We start from the raw sequence: 18,871 nt of genomic DNA, 5'->3' as shown, positions 1-18,871 counted from the left end.
AGCGGCGCGACGCTGAATCACGGCATCCACAACGCCGATGGCAGCTGGACCCTGTCTTCCGCCGATTTGACCGGGCTAAAAGTCACCCCCGCAAGCCATGACGCCCACGACTTTACCCTGACGGTGACCGCCACCTCCAGCGAACTGGGTGGCAATGCGGCGGTGGCCAATTCGGTGTCCAGCCCGGTCTCTCTCCGGGTCACCGTCGACGGCGTTCCCAACGCGCCCGCCTTGGTGCAGACGGCGGCGGCATCCGGCAATGAGGATAGCCGCATCAACCTGAACCTGACCGAGGCGCTGACCGATCCGAATGCCGCCTTGACCTTGACGGTCTCGGGCGTTCCCACCGGATCGCATTTCTACGCCTCGGCCATTGGCGGCGCGGCTATCGGCCACGACAACGGCAATGGCAGCTGGAGCTTCACCACCGCCGAGGTGGCCCAGGCCCAGGGCGGCGGGCTGTATGTGCTGCCGCCCACCGACTGGAACGACTACAACTCGTCCGGACAGAACGCTGGAATGCAATTGACGGCGACGCTGACCTCCACCGAGACCGATCCAGACAGCCACGCGGTGACCAGCGCTAACACGGTGCAGAGCTTCTCGGTCCATGTGGCGGCCGTCGCCGATCAGCCGACCGTGACCGTCACGCCCGCCCAAGGCAACGAAGACACCGCCATCGCGCTGAATATCACGCCCCATCTCAATGATGTGACCAATACCGAGAGCATCTCGGCGGTCACCATCACCGGCGTGCCCGGCGGCGCGACGCTGAACCACGGCGTTCACAATGCCGACGGCAGCTGGACTCTGTCCTCGGCCGACCTGACGGGTCTAAAGATCACGCCGCCGTCTCATAGCAATGCCGACTTTACCTTGCATGTAACAACCACTTCGACCGAGTTGGGCGCCAATGCCTCGACGCACAGCGCCACCTCGGCCCAGGTGGATCTGACGGTGCGGGTCGATGGTGTCGCCCAGGCTCCGACCGAGACCGTTTCGGCCTCGCTGAACGGTGTCGAGGACAGCCGGATCGCCATTGATCTTAATTTGTCCACCTTCAAGGCGGATGAAAGCCTGACCGGGCTGACCATCAGCGGTGTTCCCAGCGGTTCGCATTTCTATTCCACCGCCGGCGGCGCCAGCGGGCTTGGGACGGACAATGGCAATGGCTCGTGGAGCTTCTCGGCCGGTGAGATTGCGACCATCAAGGCCGCTGGCTTGTATGTGCAGGCTCCCACCGACTGGAACGACTACAACTCCGCCGGCCACACCGCCGGAATGCAATTGACCGCCACGGTGACGGCCAGCGAGAACGATCCCGATTCCCATGCCGTCACCACTGCCAGCACTTCGAAGAGCTTCGCGGTGCATGTGGCGGGCGTGGCCGATCAGCCGACGGTGACGGTTTCGGCTGCCCAGGGCAACGAAGACACCGCCATCGCGCTGAACATTACGCCGCATCTGACCGACGTGACCAATACCGAGAGCATTTCGGCCGTCACCATCACCGGCGTGCCTAGCGGGGCAAGCCTGAATCACGGCGTCCACAACGCCGACGGCAGCTGGACTCTGTCTTCGGCCGACCTGACGGGCCTGACCATCACGCCGCCATCCCACAGCAATGTGGACTTTACCTTGTCGGTGACCACCACCTCCACCGAATTGGGAAGCAACAATTCCGTCGCCAGCGCGGTTTCCGCTCCCGTATCCCTGAAGGTGACGGTGGACGGTTTGGCGCATGCCCCGGTCGAGACGGTTTCCGCCTCGCTTTCGGGCAACGAGGACAGTCGGGTCGCCATTGATCTCAATCTGGCGACCTTCAAGGCCGACGAAACGCTTTCCGGCCTCGTCATTTCGTCCCAGGCCGGGGCCAATGCCGCCAATGGAACCGCTCTGGCCGGATCGACCTTCACCACGGGTTCGGGCGCTGCGGTCGGCACCTATGATGCCGCCCATGGACAATGGACATTCAGCGCGTCGGAAGTGGCGACCATCAAGGCTGGTGGCCTTTATGTCCAAGCCCCTCACGATTGGAGCGATTGGAGCAGCGCCAACAACAATTCCGGGCTTAAGCTCACCGCGACTCTGAGCGCAAATGAGACCGATCCCGACACCGGCGCGGTTACGACCGCGACGACCTCGCAGAGCACGGCGGTGCACTTCAACGGCGTCGCCGACACGCCGACCCTGACCACGGGAGACGTGTCGGGAGCCCAGAATACCGGCAGCGGCGCCGCGTCCAACTGGATCAACTTGTCCATCGCGCCGCAACTTGCCGATACCGACGGCTCGGAAGCCATCTCGGCGGTTACCATCACCGGCGTCCCCACCGGGGCGACGCTGAACCAGGGCACCCATAACGCCGACGGGTCATGGACCCTGACCCAGGCGCAATTGAGCGGGCTGAAGATTCTTCCCAATGCCCATGACGCCCACGACTTCACGTTGCAGGTGACGGCGACGGCCACCGAGAGCGGACCCAATGTGGCCACCGGGTTGGGCAGCGCCACCTCGGTTCAAGTTCCGATTCATGTGGTGGTGGAGGCCTCGGCCGAAGCCCCCGTGGTCAGCCAGACCGCCGCCTCGGGCAACGAGGATACCCGCATCAACGTCAACCTGACCCTCAATCTCAATGACGGGGCGGAAAGCTTTACCGGCCTGACCCTGGCCAATGTGCCCAGCGGCAGCCACTTCTATTCGGCCGCCAGCGGCGGCGTGGCGCTCGGCACCGATAACGGCGGCGGTTCGTGGAGCTTCACCACCGGCGAGATCGCAACCATCAAGACCGGTGGGCTGTTCGTGCTGCCGCCCACCAATTGGAGCGATTACGACACCACCGGCCATACCGCCGGTATGCAGATGACCGCCGCCCTATCGGCGACCAAGACGGACCCGGAAAGCGGTTTGGTTCACACCGCCACCACCAGTCAGGCCTTGGTGGTCAACGTCATGTCGGTGGCCGATGCGCCGACCGCCATGACGACGTCTGCCGCCGCGGGTAACGAATATGACGGCAGCCACGCCGATTGGATTCCGCTAAGCATCTCGACGCCGACTCTGACCGATACCGACGGTTCGGAGACGCTGTCGGTTAAGATCACCGGCGTTCCCACCGGGGCGGCGCTCAACCAAGGCACCGCCAATGCCGATGGGTCCTGGACCCTGACGTCGGCTCAGCTGAGCGGTCTGAAGGTTCAGCCCGGCGCCCATAACGCCGCAGACTTCACCTTGACCATCACCGCGACCGCCACTGAGGGCGGCGTGGCCTCCCATATCGCCACCGCCACCGCCTCGACCTCCAGCACCTTGAAGGTGACGGTGACAGGCGTGGCCGATACTCCTACCATCGGCCAGACCGCGGCCGCGGTCGGCAACGAAGACACACGGATCAATCTGAACCTGACGCCGCAACTGGCCGACAGCGGCGAGTCTCTCTCCATGACCCTGGCGGGCGTACCTTCCGGCGCGGCCTTCTATACCGCCGCCACCGGCGGATCATCGATCGGAACCCTGACCGATGCCGCCACTGGAACCTGGAGCTTCTCCAAGGCCGATATGACGGCGGTGAAGGCCGCCGGACTGTTCGTGCTGCCGCCCAGCGATTGGAGCGACTACAATACGGTCGGCCATTCCACCGGCATGCAATTGACCGCAAGCCTAACCTCGACCCAGATCGATCCCGACACCAATGCGGCGACCACCGCCACTGCGGCGCCATTCTCGTTCGGGGTCATGGTGAAGTCGGTGGCCGATACCCCCAATCTGACCACCGTGGCCGCCAGCGGTCATGAATCGGACGGTACGACGCCCAACTGGATCAATCTGTCCATTTCCACTTCGGTTAAGGATAGCGACGGCTCGGAGAGCATTTCCTCGGTGAGCGTGTCCCAGGTGCCTAACGGCGCCAAGCTGGCGCTGGCTGACGGCACGGTTCTGGCTCCCTCCAGCGTGGGCGCCACCACCAGCACCTATACCCTGACCCAGGGGCAACTGGCCGGTCTGAAGTTCCAGCCTGCGACCCACGACGCCCATGACGTGACTTTGTCCATCACCTCGACCTCCACCGAGGGCGGCGTGGCGTCCCATATCGCCACCGCGACCGCGTCGACCACCAGCACCCTGAAGGTGACGGTGGACGGCGTGGCCGATACTCCGACCATCAGCCAGACGGCGCCCGCCATCGGCACCGAGGACAGCCGCATCGACCTGCATCTGAATCCGCAGCTGACGGATTCGGGCGAATCGCTGTCCATGACTTTGAGCGGTGTTCCCAGCGGATCGAGCTTCTATTCCACCGCCTCCGGCGGCGCCGCCATCGGCAGTTTCAATGCCGCCAGCGGAACCTGGAGCTTCTCATCCACCGATATGACAGCCGTCAAGGCCGGCGGGCTTTACGTCGCGCCGCCGACCAATTGGAGCGATTACAACACCGCCGGGCATACCACCGGCATGCAGTTGTCGGCCGTTCTCACCTCGACACAGACCGACCCGGATACCGGAGCCAAGACCACGGCCAGCGCCGGAGCCCTCAGCATCGGCGTGCAGGTCAACGCGGTGGCGGACGCCCCGACGGTGACGGTATCCAATGCCACGGTCGGGCAAAACGACGGCAGCGGCGCATCGGGCAACTGGGTGGCGCTGTCCATCACGCCCACACTGTCGGATGCCGATGGGTCGGAAACCATTTCCGCCATCACCATCTCAGGCGTTCCCGCCGGAGCCAGCCTGAATCACGGGACCGATAACGGGGACGGCAGTTGGACCCTGTCCAACGCTGATCTCGCCGGCTTGAAGATTCTGCCGCCCGCCCATTCCGCCACGGATTTCAATCTCACCGTGGTTGCGACCGCTACCGAAGGCGGCGATTCCGGCCATATCGCGGTACTGAACGCCGATTCTGCTGCGCAAACCATCAAGGTCACGGTGACCGGCCAGGCGGAAGCCCCGGTCGTCGGGCAAAGCGCGCCTTCCGTCGGCAACGAGGACAGCCGCATCAACGTCAATCTGTCGGCGGCGCTTCCCGGCGCGGGCGAGACCTTCACCGGAATGACCATGACCGGCGTTCCAGCCGGATCCGTATTCTACGCCTCGGCCGATGCCGCCGATTCCGCCAAGCTGGGCGCCTATGACGCCTCCACGGGAATTTGGAGCTTCACCTCCGCCGAAATCGCCACAATCAAGGCCAACGGGCACGGCTTGTTTGTGCAGCCGCCCAAGGATTGGAGCGACTACGACACCAGCGGCCACAATACGGGCATGCGGTTGGTGACCACGGTCAATGCCAGGGAAGTGGACTCGGAGAGCGGGGCGGTGACCACGGCGAGCACCACGCAAACCCTGGCGGTCGAGGTCAAGTCGGTCGCCGACGCCCCGAGCGTATCCACCTCGGCGGCGCACGGCAGCGAGGATGCCGCCATCGCGCTGAACATCGCCACTCATCTCGCCGATACGGACGGTTCGGAAAGCATTTCCGCCATCACCATCACCGGAGTTCCCTCCGGGGCCAGCCTCAATCACGGCGTCCACAACGCGGACGGCAGTTGGACTCTGTCCCAGGCCGATCTGAGCGGCTTGTCCATCACGCCGCCCGCCGACAGCAAGACCGCCTTCACACTGCATGTCAGGGCGATCTCCACCGAGGGCGGCGATTCCGCCCATGTGGCGGTGGCCGCCGCGGATTCGGCTACGGTCGATCTGCGGGTCACCGTCGATGCGGTGGCCGATGTTCCGGTGGTCACCGTCCTTGACGCGCATGGCTCGGAAGATCTGTGGATTCCGCTCAGCATCACGGCGACGACGCCCGACACCAGTGGAAGCGAAGTGGTGAGCGTCGCCATTACCGGCGTTCCCGCCGGGGTCTTCCTGAATCACGGCAGCTATGATTCCGCCAGCCAGACCTGGACGATCAGCCAAGGCGATCTCGCCGATCTCAAGATCCTGCCCGTCAAGGACGTCAACGCCGACTTCACCATTCACGCCCAGGGATTCACTCTCGAACCGTCCAACGGCGACAGCGCTCATTCGGTTGTCTACGACGTCAAGGTCGTGGTCGATGGAACTGCGGAGAAGCCCAGCTTCATCGAATCGGCCCAGGCGATCGGTGTCGAGGACACCCGCATCGACCTGCACCTCACCGGCTCCCTGACCGATGCCAACGAGGCTCTCAGCATAACGCTGTCGGGAATTCCCAACGGATCGCATTTCTACTCGGCGGCCAGCGCCAATCTGGTCAATGGCAGCGATGCCACTGCCATCGGAACCGATAACGGTGACGGGACGTGGAGCTTCTCCACCGCCGAAGTGGCCGCCATCAAGGCAGACGGCCTATATTTGAAGCCGCCGACCGACTGGAGCGACTGGAGCGGGATCAACCACCCCACTGGCGCTTGGTCCGAGTGGAGTCCCGGTCAGGGCGGTATCAATGTGACCGCTACGATGACGTCCACCGATACCGACGTCGATACCGGCGCCAAGACCATGGCCGATACCCAGATCAACTTCACCGTTCATGTGACCGGTGTCGCCGATGCCGCCATCGGCCTGCCTGACGGGCATTTCGTCGCCTCGGCGGTGGAAGACAACAACAACACCCAGGCGGGGGCCTTGGTCGATCTCGGCTTCGGTCAGTTGTCCGTGTCCGATGGCGACGGTTCCGAGCATCTTTCCGTGGTGGTGAGCAATCTGCCTGCCGGAACCTCGCTGGAATTCATCAACGGCCTTTCGGCGGAAAACATCGTTCCTGTCGCCTCGGGGAAATGGTCGGTCGAGGCGCAGTATCTCTCGTCCTTGCGCCTACGGGTCGGCGAGAACGTCAATACCGACGTGACGGGACCGCTGCATCTTCAGGCCGATGTGGTGACCACCGAGGTCGATGGCAATGTCCATGTGGACAGCCGCGTCGTCGACATCACCATCGCTCCGTTGGCCGATGCCGCCACCATCAAGGGCGGCGCCTGGGGGGCGGAAGAGGCGGCGATTCCGCTGAACCTGAGCGTCGCCGCGGGCGGCACCGGCGAAGTCGTGAGCAATATCACCTTGGATCTGAGCGGCACCATCGCCGTTGGCGCCGTGGTGCGCTATGACGGCGTCGTAGTCACGGCCGATGCTTCCGGTCATTACACCTTGTCCGCGGCCGAGATGGCCGATACGTCCAAGTTCACCCTGACGGCGGCGACGAATTGGAGCGACTGGTCGTCGGCCAATCACAATTCCGGCATCGCGGTCGGAGTGTCGGTGACCTCGCACGATCACAACTCGGCGGATCTGGTAACCACCAAGACCCTGGCGATGCATGTGGCAGGCGTGGCCGATGCGCCGACATTGAACGCTCTGGGCGCGGTGACCATTGGCCCGAATCAATCCACCAATGTCACTACCGCCGCATTCGACGTTGCGCCCAAGGCTGCCCTGACCGACACCGATGGGTCCGAGCGTTTGTGGATGGTGGTCGACGGACTGCCCGACGGTGCTCTGCTGACCACCAGCACGGGCGCCCTTGCTGGCTATTGCGAAGGCAGCGGCGCCTGGATGGTCAGCCCCGATCTTTGGGACAGCACCGTCGCCTCGGGCGGGTTCAAGATTGTCATTCCGCACGGAATCGCCGATTCGGCTCATGCTCCCATGACGTCCGGGACCGTCACGGTAACCGCCGTTTCCACCGAGCGCGACGACGGCAGCATGGCCCAATCGTCCCAGCAAAGCTTCACCCTGACTTGGGACGGGGCGGGCAGCGGCAATGGCGGCGGCGTCACCGATCCCACCGCCGCCGCGGTCAGCCTGAGCGGAGCCAATATGGTGGCGGGCGTGAATGTCGGAAACGAGGACAGCGCCATCGCGCTGAACATCGTCGTCGATGCCCATGCGGGCTTGGCCGCCACCCTGACCATCGATGCGGACTCGTTGAAGGGCGGGACGCTGTCGGCCGGGTCCTATGATCCGGTCCATCATGTCTGGGTGGTGCCGGAATCGGCTATCGCCGGACTCAAATTTACCCCCGCCCATAATTGGAACAGCGTCAATGCCGGTGGCGATCTGTCGCTGGGGGCGCATGTTGCCTACACCGATCCCAGCAACGGCGGGTCAAGCAAGGTTGATCTGACCATCCCGGTGCATGTGGATCCGGTCACCGACAGCCCCAATATCTCGGGCTATGGCACGGGAGCCGAGGATACGGCGATTTCGCTCCATCTGGCCGATTCGGTGGGCGCCACTGGCGAGTCCATAACCCAAGTGGTGCTGAGCGGCGTGCCGGTCGGCGCTTCCATCGTCAAGGGTGACGGAACTGCCATAGCGCCCGACAGCGCGGGCGGCGGGACCTATACCATCACCGGCCTGAGTTCCGCCGAGTTGGGAGCGCTCAAGATCGTTCCGCCCCATAACTGGAGCAGCTATTCCGGCGCGTTGAGCCTGGATGTGGCGGTCACCGCACAGGATCATGGCGCCGCCAGCCTGACGGCGCACAAGACCGTCACGGTCAACGTCACCGGCGTGACCGATCCGGCCGCCGTCAGCGCCTCCGACGCCCACGGTGTCGAGAACCATTGGATCGATCTCTCGCCCAACCTCCATGCCAACCTGACCGATACGGACGGCTCTGAAGCTATTTCTGTGGTTCTGGCAAATGTCCCGGACGGTGCCGTTCTCAATCATGGGTTCAATAACGGCGACGGAACGTGGCGGCTGAGTTCGGCCGATCTGTCCGATCTGAAGGTCTTGATGCCCAAGGACTTCAACGGCACCCATGACTTCACCCTCCAGGGGCTGACCTGGGAGAAAGACGGCAGTGACGGCCTGCAGATCGCCAGCGCCGATTTCAAGGTGACGGTGGATGCCCGCGCCGAGACCCCCTTGGTGTCGGTCTCTTCTGCCCATGGGGTGGAAGACAACGCCATCTCGCTGTCGATTTCGGCATCGGTGACCCATGCCCTGGGGACCGACCATATCGACCACGTCACCATTTCCGGCGTTCCGGCCGGAGCCGCGCTCAATCACGGTATCGACAACGGTGACGGTAGTTGGACCCTGACCACGGCGGAATTGGGGGGACTGACGATCACGCCCCCGACGCATAGTGACGTGGGCTTCACGTTGCGGGTCACGGCCACCGCCGCTGAGACCGATTCCGTCAGCGGTGCAACCAGTACCGTCACCTCGGACAGCGTGGCGCTCAGTGTCAAGATCGACGCGGTCGCCAATGGCGGTACGGTCACGGTCGCCAATGTATCGGGCAACGAGAACGGCTGGATCGATCTCAGCGGCAAGATCACGCCGCATCTGATCGACAGCGACGGTTCCGAAAGCGTTTCCGGCATTCTCCTCGCTGGCCTGCCGAGCGGAGCGGTGCTCAACCACGGAATTCATAACGCCGATGGATCCTGGACGGTGGCTCCGGCAGATCTTGGCAGTCTCAAGCTGCAGCCGACCACCAATGACGCCCACGACTTCACAGTTTCGGCCAGAGCGGTTTCCACCGAGGCCGCCAACGGTGCAAGCGCGTCCGGTCCCGCCGCCAGTTTCACCGTGACGGTGGATGCTGTGGCAGCGCCGGTCAATCTCACTCAGTCCGGGCCAGCCGCCGGGGGCGAAGATGCCCGCATCAACCTCAATCTGTCGGCCCTTGTAAGCGACAGCAACGAAACCGCCACCTTGACGATTTCGGGTATCCCGTCGGGTTCCGCCTTTTTCGACACGGCTTCCGGTGGATCGGCCATTGGCCATGACAATGGCGACGGCAGTTGGACCTTCTCGTCCACGGACTTGGCAGCGGCCCAGGCCGGTGGCCATGGGTTGTTCGTGGTTCCGCCCGCCAATTGGAGCGATTGGAGTTCCGTCGGCCATACGGCAGGCATGCAGCTGACCGCAACCGTCAATGCCAGTGTGACCGATCCCGACACCAACGCGGTATCGACCACCACGTCCAGTCTCAGCTTCGCGGTTCATGTGGACGGCGTCGCCGATGCCCCCAGCGTGACGGTAAACCAAGCGCATGGCGGCGAGGACAACTGGATCAGCCTGGATATTTCTCCTGCCCTGAACGATGGCACCGGTTCGGAATACCTGTCGGCGGTAACCATCTCCGACCTTCCGGCAGGCGCAGTGCTCAATCATGGTGTCCACAACGCGGACGGCAGTTGGACGCTTCAGTCGGCCGATCTGGCGGGCCTGCAGGTGAAGGCCGCAAGCCATGACGCCCACGATTTCACCGTGTCGGTGACCGCGACCTCCCATGATTGGCAGAATTCCGGAACGGCCACTTCCGATCCGGTGGCGCTCAAGGTGGTGGTCGATGCCGTGGCCAATGCCCCGACGCTGACCGCCGGGGCCGCTCCGGCCGGTGTTGAAGACAGTCGTATCAACCTCAATCTGACCCTGGCATCCACCGATTCCGGCGAATCTCTGACTTTGTCCCTGGCGGGTGTTTCTGTCGGATCGCAATTCTATTCCGTCGCATCGGGAGGGCTACCCATCGGGTCGGACAACGGTTCCGGGGAATGGAGCTTCACCTCCTCCGAGGTGGCGGAGATGCAGACGGGCGGATTGTTCGTATTGCCTCCGTCCCATTGGAGCGACTGGAATACGACCGGTCATTCGGCGGGCATGCAGTTGACCGCGACCCTGACCTCGACCGCTACCGATCCCGACAGCCATGCCGTGACCCTCGCCACGTCGTCGCAAAGCGTCGGCGTCCATGTGTCGTCGCAGGCCGATGCGCCGACCGTAACGGTAACGGATGCGACCACCACGGTCGATACGGCGGTGGCCTTGGACATCGTCGCGGCCCTGACGGATGTGGACGGCTCGGAAAGCATATCGGCGGTGAGCATCACCGGGATTCCAGCAGGCGCGACCCTGAACCATGGCGTTCATAACGCCGATGGATCCTGGACTCTGACGCAGACGGAACTTTCCGATCTGAAACTAACGCCGGCCAGCCAGGACGCCCATGACCTGACCTTGCATGTGACGGCGGTTTCCTCCGAGGCTGTCGGAGGTTCGGCAAGTTCCGCCACGGTGGATCTGCATGTGACGGTCAACGAACTCGCTCATGCTCCGACACTGATCCATTCGATGGAGTCTGGCGGTGCCGAGGATGGCACGATCAACCTCAACCTGACCCAAGCCCTGGCCGATCCGCACGAGGCCCTGTCCCTGTCCTTGGCGGGATTGCCGGCCGACTTCCAATTTGTGACCCATGCGGGCGGGCCGTCCGTCGGCGTTCATCACGATGATGGTAATTGGACTTTCACCTCGACGGAGATCGCCGATATGCAGGCGGCCGGACACGGGCTGTTCGTGCAGCCCCCAGCCGATTGGAGCGATTGGAACACAGTCGATCATACTGGCCTTCAAGTGACGGCCACCTTGACCTCGACGACCGCAGTGGACCCGGATACGGGATTGGCCAGTACGGCGACCTCCACCACCAGCTTCGCCGTCCATGTGGATTCCGTCGCCGATGCGCCCAACCTATTGGCGATCGGCGGCGTCTCGACGGCGGGAGCCATTACGGCTCTCGATATATCCTCGTCGCTGACGGATGTGGACGGTTCCGAGAGCCTTAGCCTGAGGATTTCCGGCCTCGCCGATGACGCCAGCCTGAACCACGGCGTTCACAATGCCGACGGCAGTTGGACATTGACCGGCGGCGACCTGTCGGGCTTGACCATGAACTCGGGAGAGCATGACGCCGGTGCCAATACCCTGCATATCGAGGCGATCTCGACCGAATCCGGCAGCGGCAGTTCTGCATCGACCGTTTCCGATTTAGTGCTGAAGCTGAGTTCAGCCAATCTCGGAACCATGGACCAGACGGATCAGCACCTATTGCACTTCGACAGTCTGCCGCCGCCGCCAGTAAACGGAGATCAACTGGCGGAGTTCGTATTCGGCAGCCTAGACGGCATCCACTCGCTGGACATTACCGGCATCAATTCGAATCAGAATTTGGGTAGTTTCTCGTTCGACGTCGGCAATGAACACGTGGCAATCGCCGCCGGGACCCATGGGTTCATTGATGGCAATGGTATCCATACCGTTGGGGAGAATGGTGTTGAAGCAGTTCAGCACATCGATCCAGCGGCGTTCATCGACACAACCAAGATCCATGGGGATTTGACATTTGATAACGCGGTGGTTCTGCATGTGGAAGGGCTGGATAAGATCACGTTCTAGTGACCGGATCCATTGACATTGCTTTGACATTGAAAGCTTTTTTCGCATGGTTGGTGACGGGGGCGGCGGAACTGCAGAGTTCAGCCGTGCCCGCGTGGTTGCCCGATGAACTACGGTCCCTGCGGCGAGCATTCGTTTCCCATCCGCGCAGCGTGGGAACCCTATCGGGCTTCAAGCGATATCTGCCCGACCTCATCGTTGTCTCGCTGGTCCTGAATCTGCTTGGTCTCGCCTTGCCGCTGACCTTGCTCCAGGTTTACGACCGAATACTTCCCAGTACGGCGACCGATACCTTGATCGCCTTGGGGATCGGGATCGTGATTTCCGTGACCCTGGAGACCATTCTCCGGATTTGCCGCTCTGCGGTTACAGGCTGGACCAGCGCGAGGTTCGAACATCTCGCGGCGTCGCGGGCTTTCAGCTATTTGCTGCGGCAGCCGCTTGATGTGTTCGAGCGCAAGGGAACTGGCGTTCACCTCGAGTCCTTGTCCGCCATTCACACCTTGAAGGACTTCTATGCGGGCCAAGCCTTTCTCAACATTTTCGATCTGCCGTTTGCGTTGATCTATCTGATTCTGACCATGGCTTTCGGCGGCTGGCTGGTCTTGGTCCCATTACTGCTGATGATAGGGTTTTCCTGCGCTGCTCTGGTGCTGGGGCGCACCATGATGGACGCCATTCGCCGTCGTTTGACCTCCGATGACCAGCGGGTGAATTTCATCGTCGAGATATTGTCGGGAATTCAGACCATCAAGGCTTTGGGCATGGAAGCGCAGATGATGCGCCGTCATGAGCGACTTCTGGAAAACAGCTCCCAGGCTGAATTTTCCGTATCGGAAATTTCTGCCAAAAGCCAGTCCATGGCCCTGCTGTTTTCCCATCTGACGACCATCCTGGTGGTGGCATTCGGCAGCATCGAGGTCATTGAAGGGGGCATGACCACGGGTGTTCTGGCTGCCTGCTCGCTTCTGGCCGGACGCTGCATTCAGCCCGTGCAATCCGCGTTGGATCGGTGGAGCCGATTCCAGACCGCGCGTTTGGCCGAGGAACGCTTGGCCAATATGCTCGACGGCGAAAATGCCGATTTGTTGAATCCCTTGCCCGCCCTGGGCGAAATTTCCGGCAATCTGCGTCTGGACGGTGTCACTCTCAAGTTTGGAGCCGATATTTGTGTCCTTGACGATGTCGATCTGGAGATAAAGCCGGGTGAGCTGATCGGTATTTCCGGTGAGAACGGCGTCGGCAAATCATCGCTGTTGGGGGTGATGGCGGGGCTTATCCAGCCGACGACGGGAAGGGTTCTCGCCGATGGCTGCAATCTCGCCGGCTTCGATTCCGTTTCGGTGCGGGATGCATTAGCGTTTATTCCCCAGCGCCCAGAATTATTTCGCGGCACGATTCTCGAGAACATGACCCTGTTCGACGACAATAAAAGCTCTATAGCCAAGGGCTACGCCGCAGACCTTGGGGTTGATCGCTTCATATCGAGATTGCCGCAGGGCTACGACACCATGGTTGGCGAGGGCAGCGGCGATTCGCTGCCGCGTGGCATTCGCCAGCTGTTGGCCATTGTGAGGGCGTTGGCGCAAGAGCCCCGGATTGTGCTGTTCGACGAGGCGAATACGGCGGTAGACGGCGCGGGCGATACCGCTCTTCGCAATGTGTTCGAGGCATTGAAGGGACGCGCCACCATCATTCTGATTTCATCGCGGCCTTCCATGCTGAGCTTGGCTGATCGCACATTTAAGCTGATCCAGGGAAAGCTTGTGGATGCCAAGGCTTCCAGCCGAGCATCGGCGCCTCCTGTTCCATTGGCCAATGTCGCGGCATTGCAGGCGGCGCAAGATGCCCAGCCACAGAGCGCCGCCACCTTTGACGAGCGCCGGGCGAAAATGGCATCGGCGACCATGAGCTTTTTGAGCGATGTGGAACGAGAGTCCGCGTTTGGGCGTTGTCTGATGCCTTTGCTGAACGCCATGCATTGGACCGGCGATCTGCGTCATTTGGCCGAGGCGTTGCCGCATTTCAACAATAACTTGGACATTGTTGCCTTTCGCAACGTCATGGCCCATCTCGGTTACGGCAATGAAGCCGTTGTCTTGAAGGGCCAGGCGATCGACTCTCGCGTTCTTCCCTGTCTTTACGTGGATTACAACGGCAATCCCATGGTTCTTATGTCCATGGCCGACAAGGGTGTCGAGGCTTTGGACATGAGCTCGGGAACAGATCGGGTTATTCCATCTTCGGAAATTTACGGTGCCGCCTATTTTTTCACCCCCCTTGAAGCCGGATCCCAACAAGTGGCGCAAGGACAGTGGTTCAAGAAGGTGGTGAGCCGCTTTCACGGTCTCATATGGGCCTTGCTCGGACAGAGTTTGATTATCAACCTTCTGTCGCTCGGCGTACCTCTCTTCACCATGTCGGTCTATGACAAGGTGATCTCGACGGGAGACGTCGCCATGCTTGTGGCTTTCTTGTGCGGGGTGCTGATCGTCATCGCCGGCGATGAGGTGCTGCGGGAATTGCGTTCCAAGGCATCGGCCTATGTGGGGGCGCGCATCAGCTACATCGTGACCACCACCGTGTTCGAACGCACATTGCTGCTGCCGCTCGGTTTGACCGAACGCGCCAGCATCGGCAGTCAGTTGGCTCGATTCAAGGATCTGGAAAGCTTTCGCGATTTCTTCGGCGGCGGCATCGCCAATATTTTGATCGATATTCCCTTCGTCGTGATCTATCTCGTCGTGCTGGTAATTCTCGGCGGCACAGTGGCGCTGGTACCGGTGGCGGCGCTGGTCATCTTCGCGATCATCGTTGTGGCCGCGATGCCGGTGGTGCGGCGGCGGGTCTCTGGGTCGGGCCGGTCGGTAACCAGACGTCAGGAATTTGTGGTCGAGACCCTGCTGAAGATGCGCGCCATACATTATTCCGGCATGGAGGCCGTTTGGAGGGAGCGCTTCAAGGATACGAGCGCCCAGGCTGCCATGGCCGGCTATGAGTCCTCGCTTCTGACCGGAGTATTGGCGAGTGTTTCGCAGGCCATGGTGGTCTTGTCCGGCATGGCGACCATGATTGTCGGCGTTTACCAGGTCCTGCTTGGAAGCATGACGGCTGGTGCATTGATCGCCTCGATGATGGTGGTCTGGCGCATTCTCGCCCCCATGCAGACGGGATTTTCGCTGGTGCAGCGTATCGAGCAGACCCGTTCCTCCATTCGCCAGCTTGAAGCGCTGGTGGCATTCCACACCGAGGGAGATAGCCGCGCCTCCGGCAACAGCGGTCTATCCTTGCGCGGCGCGGTCACGTTCTCGCGGGTTTCGCTGCGCTATTCCAGCGATGCCGATCCGGCCCTACTGGGTGTCAGTTTCGAGGCGCAGCCGGGTGAGGTTATCGCCATCGTCGGATCCGACGGCGCGGGGAAGTCCACGGTGCTGAAGCTTATCGCCGGTCTTTATGCTCCGCAGGCGGGTAATGTGATGATCGACGATCTTGATATTCGCCAAATCGACCCGGTGGAATTGCGCAAATGTATCGGTTACGCCCCGCAAGCACCGCAATTGTTCTTCGGTACCATCGCCCAAAATTTGCGGTTGGCCCAACCGACCGCCAGCGAGGCTGACCTGCGTCAAGCCATGACCCTTGCGGGAGTTTGGGATGAAATCGCGGCTCTTGATCGGGGTCTGGATACCAGGGTTGGGGATGCCGCCTCCAACCGCATTTCAACAAGTCTGGCCCAGGGAATTTCACTGGCGCGTGCTTACTTGAAGAAAAGCTCCATTCTCCTGCTGGACGAACCGGTGACGGGCCTCGATTTCGACGGCGACCGCTGCTTCCGAGAATTTGTCGAAGCCATGAAGGGTAAGGCAACCATCTTCATCGTAACGCATCGGCCAAGCCATCTGACTCTCGCGGACCAGATCGTCGTTTTGGAAAAGGGAGCGGTCCGGGCAGTGGGGCCGGCGGCCGAGGTTCGGGCGAAGCTGGCATGAAGGAGATGAACTCGTGACCCTGTTCGACTCCTTGCCATTGCTGGCCGCAATACAAAGCATACTAGTGCTGTGCTATCTCTTGGTCCGCCAACGATCCAGCTTTGGCAACGAAATTGCCCAAATGGCGGTTTTCGCGTCCTTGGCCGGAGCTTTGCTCGGTGAACCGGGGGCGACCGCGGGGCTTGGCCTTCCTGCGTCCTTCGCAAGAATAACCTCCATTGCCTGGGTGGTGACGGCGGCAGCGTCAGTATTGTTCAGCCGTTCCGTCCTTCATGTTCCGGCCGACCGACGGCAGGGATGGCCTGCCCTATTTCTTATTCCCACAGTCCTTCTGGCTCTGATGACAGTCGTGGCGCGCGCCAATTGCGACGTCGGCACCTGCACGACTTGGCCGCGCTTCGAGGCAGCCTGGGGGGCGATCGTGGCGGCGGTCTGCCTGCTACTTATCGGTCGACGCCTGTCCGCGCTTTACTCCAGCTTGGCAGAACGTCCTAAGGGACAGGCCAGGATCATTGCGGTGGGTGCGCTGATGGGAGTTTTGGCGCTGCGAGTTCTCGAAGCGCTGGCTTTTGTCGCATCACCGGAATTCGCTCATAGCTATGTGGCCTCAGCGGCGGCCGTCGGGTTTGTCTTTCTCCTTCAGGCCTTGGTCTTTTCTCTGACGAGGATCTACCCCGAAAGCGAGGAAGACGCACCGGTCGATTTCGTGGCTTCTAGCCATATCAACCGGTTCCGGCGGCACCTATCGCAGGCGGTGGTGTTCGAGGAAGGAGGGGTTGGGCCTCTGGTCCGCGGCACCATGCTGACCACCATATTGACCGTCGGAGCGCTGATCGGTTGGGCGGCGGTCACGCCGGTCAAGGAGGTCGCGGTCACAAACGGCCAAGTGGTGCCCTCCAGTTTCATTCGTCCTGTCCAGCATCTTGAGGGAGGTATCATCCAGCAGGTTCTGGTCAAGGAAGGGCAACTGGTGAGCAAGGGGGAAATTCTCGTAAAGTTCGATCCGGCTCCCGCCTTGTCGGAACTGGAGCAAATGCGGGCGCGTGAAACCGGCTTGCTGTTAAAAGCGGAACGGTTGCGGGCTTTCGCGGAGGGACGCATTCCGGATTTTGCCGGGGCAGGCGATGATCTTGCGGATCACGGCCAGACTCACGACCAGGGCACCATTTACGAGGCGCAAGAACGGGCGAGGGAAAGTGCGGCGCTGGTTTTGGAAAAGCAGTCGGAGCAACGTCGCGCCGATATTGCTCTGTATCGCGATCAGATTTCGGCTATGGATCAGCAGATTGATCTGTTGGCCAAGGAAGTGGAAATCCGCAAATATCTTGTGGAGAAGGAACTGACGTCGAAGGTCGTCTATTTCAACATTCTGCGGGAATTCGAACGGCTGAAAGGCGAGCGGGCAAGGTTCCAGGGGCAGCTCAAGACCGCGCGTGAGGCCCTGGCGGAAGCAGATACTAGGCTGGCGGATCAAAAAACTAAATTGGCGCACGATGCGTTGAACGAGATGGGGACGGTGACGGCCGAACTCGCTCAATTGCGTGAGGCGCGGGCGAAGTTGGAAGATCGCGTCCTTCGACTGGATGCGGTCTCTCCGGTACGCGGCATCGTCCAGGAATTGGCGGTGACCAGCCCGGGCACGGTCATTCAGGCTGGCGGCCTGATCACCAAGATTGTTCCCGTGGATGACGTGCTGTTGGTGGAAAGCCAGATAACCCCTCGTGACGTCGGGCATATCGTGCCCGGTCAAGATGTCCGGATCAAAGTGGGGAGCTATGACTTTGCTCGATTTGGTGCCGTCGGTGGCAAAATTATTCAAGTGTCCCCTTCGACATTTCTTGATGAGAAGAAGTCACCATACTATAAAGGCGTTGTTGAAATAAATAAGCCATATGTAGGCGAAAATCCTGATAGAAACCATATTTTGCCAGGAATGACTGTTCAGGTGGATATCATCACGGGTGAGAAAACTATTCTGCAGTATTTGCTTAAGCCAATATACTTGGCGGCGACCCAGGCATTTCAGGAGCGTTAGGCTCGGCAGGTAATTAATTGTGCAATGTCCGGAGCAGTGGCTGGAACCTCATGCCTGCAACATCTGCGATGTGGGCGACACCCTGGCATGTCACCAGGCTCAAAGGCCTCATTAGGAGATTCGGGTCGATAACTGGTCCGAATTCATCAGCAACGACCTCGATTTGTGGGTCTAAATGAACTTGGTGCCCAAGGAATTTTCCAGGCTAGGCAACCGCACGAACAACGCCTTCGTCGAGCCGTTCAGTGGCAAATTTCGGGCCGAGTGCCTGAATGCCTCTTGGCCTCTGAATCTGGCGGACGCACGATCAAAATGTGAGGCATGGTGGTGAGATTAAATCGAGGTCCGTCCGCGCAGTTCGTTCGGTCATCAAGCCCCGGTCGAGCGCGCCAGAGCCTCGTCCACCAAGTTGAATGGTGGATTCTGGGCGTTTCCGGTTGCCATTACGCTTGGTAATGGTTTTCTACGGGCTCATATTCGGTTCGTCGGGTGCCGCCTCCATCGACAACGTGGAGGCGTACCTCGCACGGACGGCCAGCACATTGGCCTCACTGGGGATGCCAATGACGGTAGCCAGTCCCGGCAGCACCTGAGACCGGCCGGCGCTCCGCCGACCATAATGGGTCGTAGCCGTCTCCATGGAGGCGTGGCCCATCAGCGCGGCAATCTGTTC

General features: G+C 61.3%; 4 protein-coding genes and 1 pseudogene. 4 read left to right on the top strand and 1 reads right to left on the bottom strand.

Going from position 1 to position 18,871, the window contains the following annotated elements:
• The first annotated feature begins 66 nt into the window (after positions 1–66).
• The 4 genes and pseudogenes from CU669_RS21505 to CU669_RS22165 form a co-directional block, all read left to right on the top strand.
• Positions 67–12,174, top strand: coding sequence for a beta strand repeat-containing protein (locus CU669_RS21505; protein WP_205119521.1), 12,108 nt, complete (start codon positions 67–69; stop codon positions 12,172–12,174).
• A complete protein-coding gene (locus tag CU669_RS20135) occupies positions 12,174–16,163 on the top strand; it encodes a peptidase domain-containing ABC transporter (RefSeq protein ID WP_112147387.1) in 3,990 nt (1,329 codons plus the stop codon). Before CU669_RS21505 ends, CU669_RS20135 begins: the two co-directional genes overlap by 1 nt.
• A gap of 13 nt (positions 16,164–16,176) precedes the next feature.
• The gene (locus tag CU669_RS20130) at positions 16,177–18,198 is read left to right on the top strand and encodes an HlyD family type I secretion periplasmic adaptor subunit (protein ID WP_146747821.1); all 2,022 of its coding nucleotides are present in this window, start codon (positions 16,177–16,179) and stop codon (positions 18,196–18,198) included.
• Positions 18,199–18,316: 118 nt separating this feature from the next.
• Positions 18,317–18,523, top strand: a pseudogene (locus tag CU669_RS22165) (integrase core domain-containing protein); the annotation flags it as partial.
• A gap of 138 nt (positions 18,524–18,661) precedes the next feature.
• On the opposite strand, the gene CU669_RS21655 reads toward CU669_RS22165, so the two are convergent.
• Positions 18,662–18,871: hypothetical protein (locus tag CU669_RS21655; RefSeq protein WP_205119520.1), on the bottom strand; the 210-nt coding region annotated here is incomplete at its 5' end.

The organism is Paramagnetospirillum kuznetsovii (assembly GCF_003284725.1).
Lineage (GTDB): Bacteria > Pseudomonadota > Alphaproteobacteria > Rhodospirillales > Magnetospirillaceae > Phaeospirillum > Phaeospirillum kuznetsovii.
Note: the sequence above shows the minus strand (reverse complement) of the source record. Positions and strands in the feature narration are given on the sequence as shown.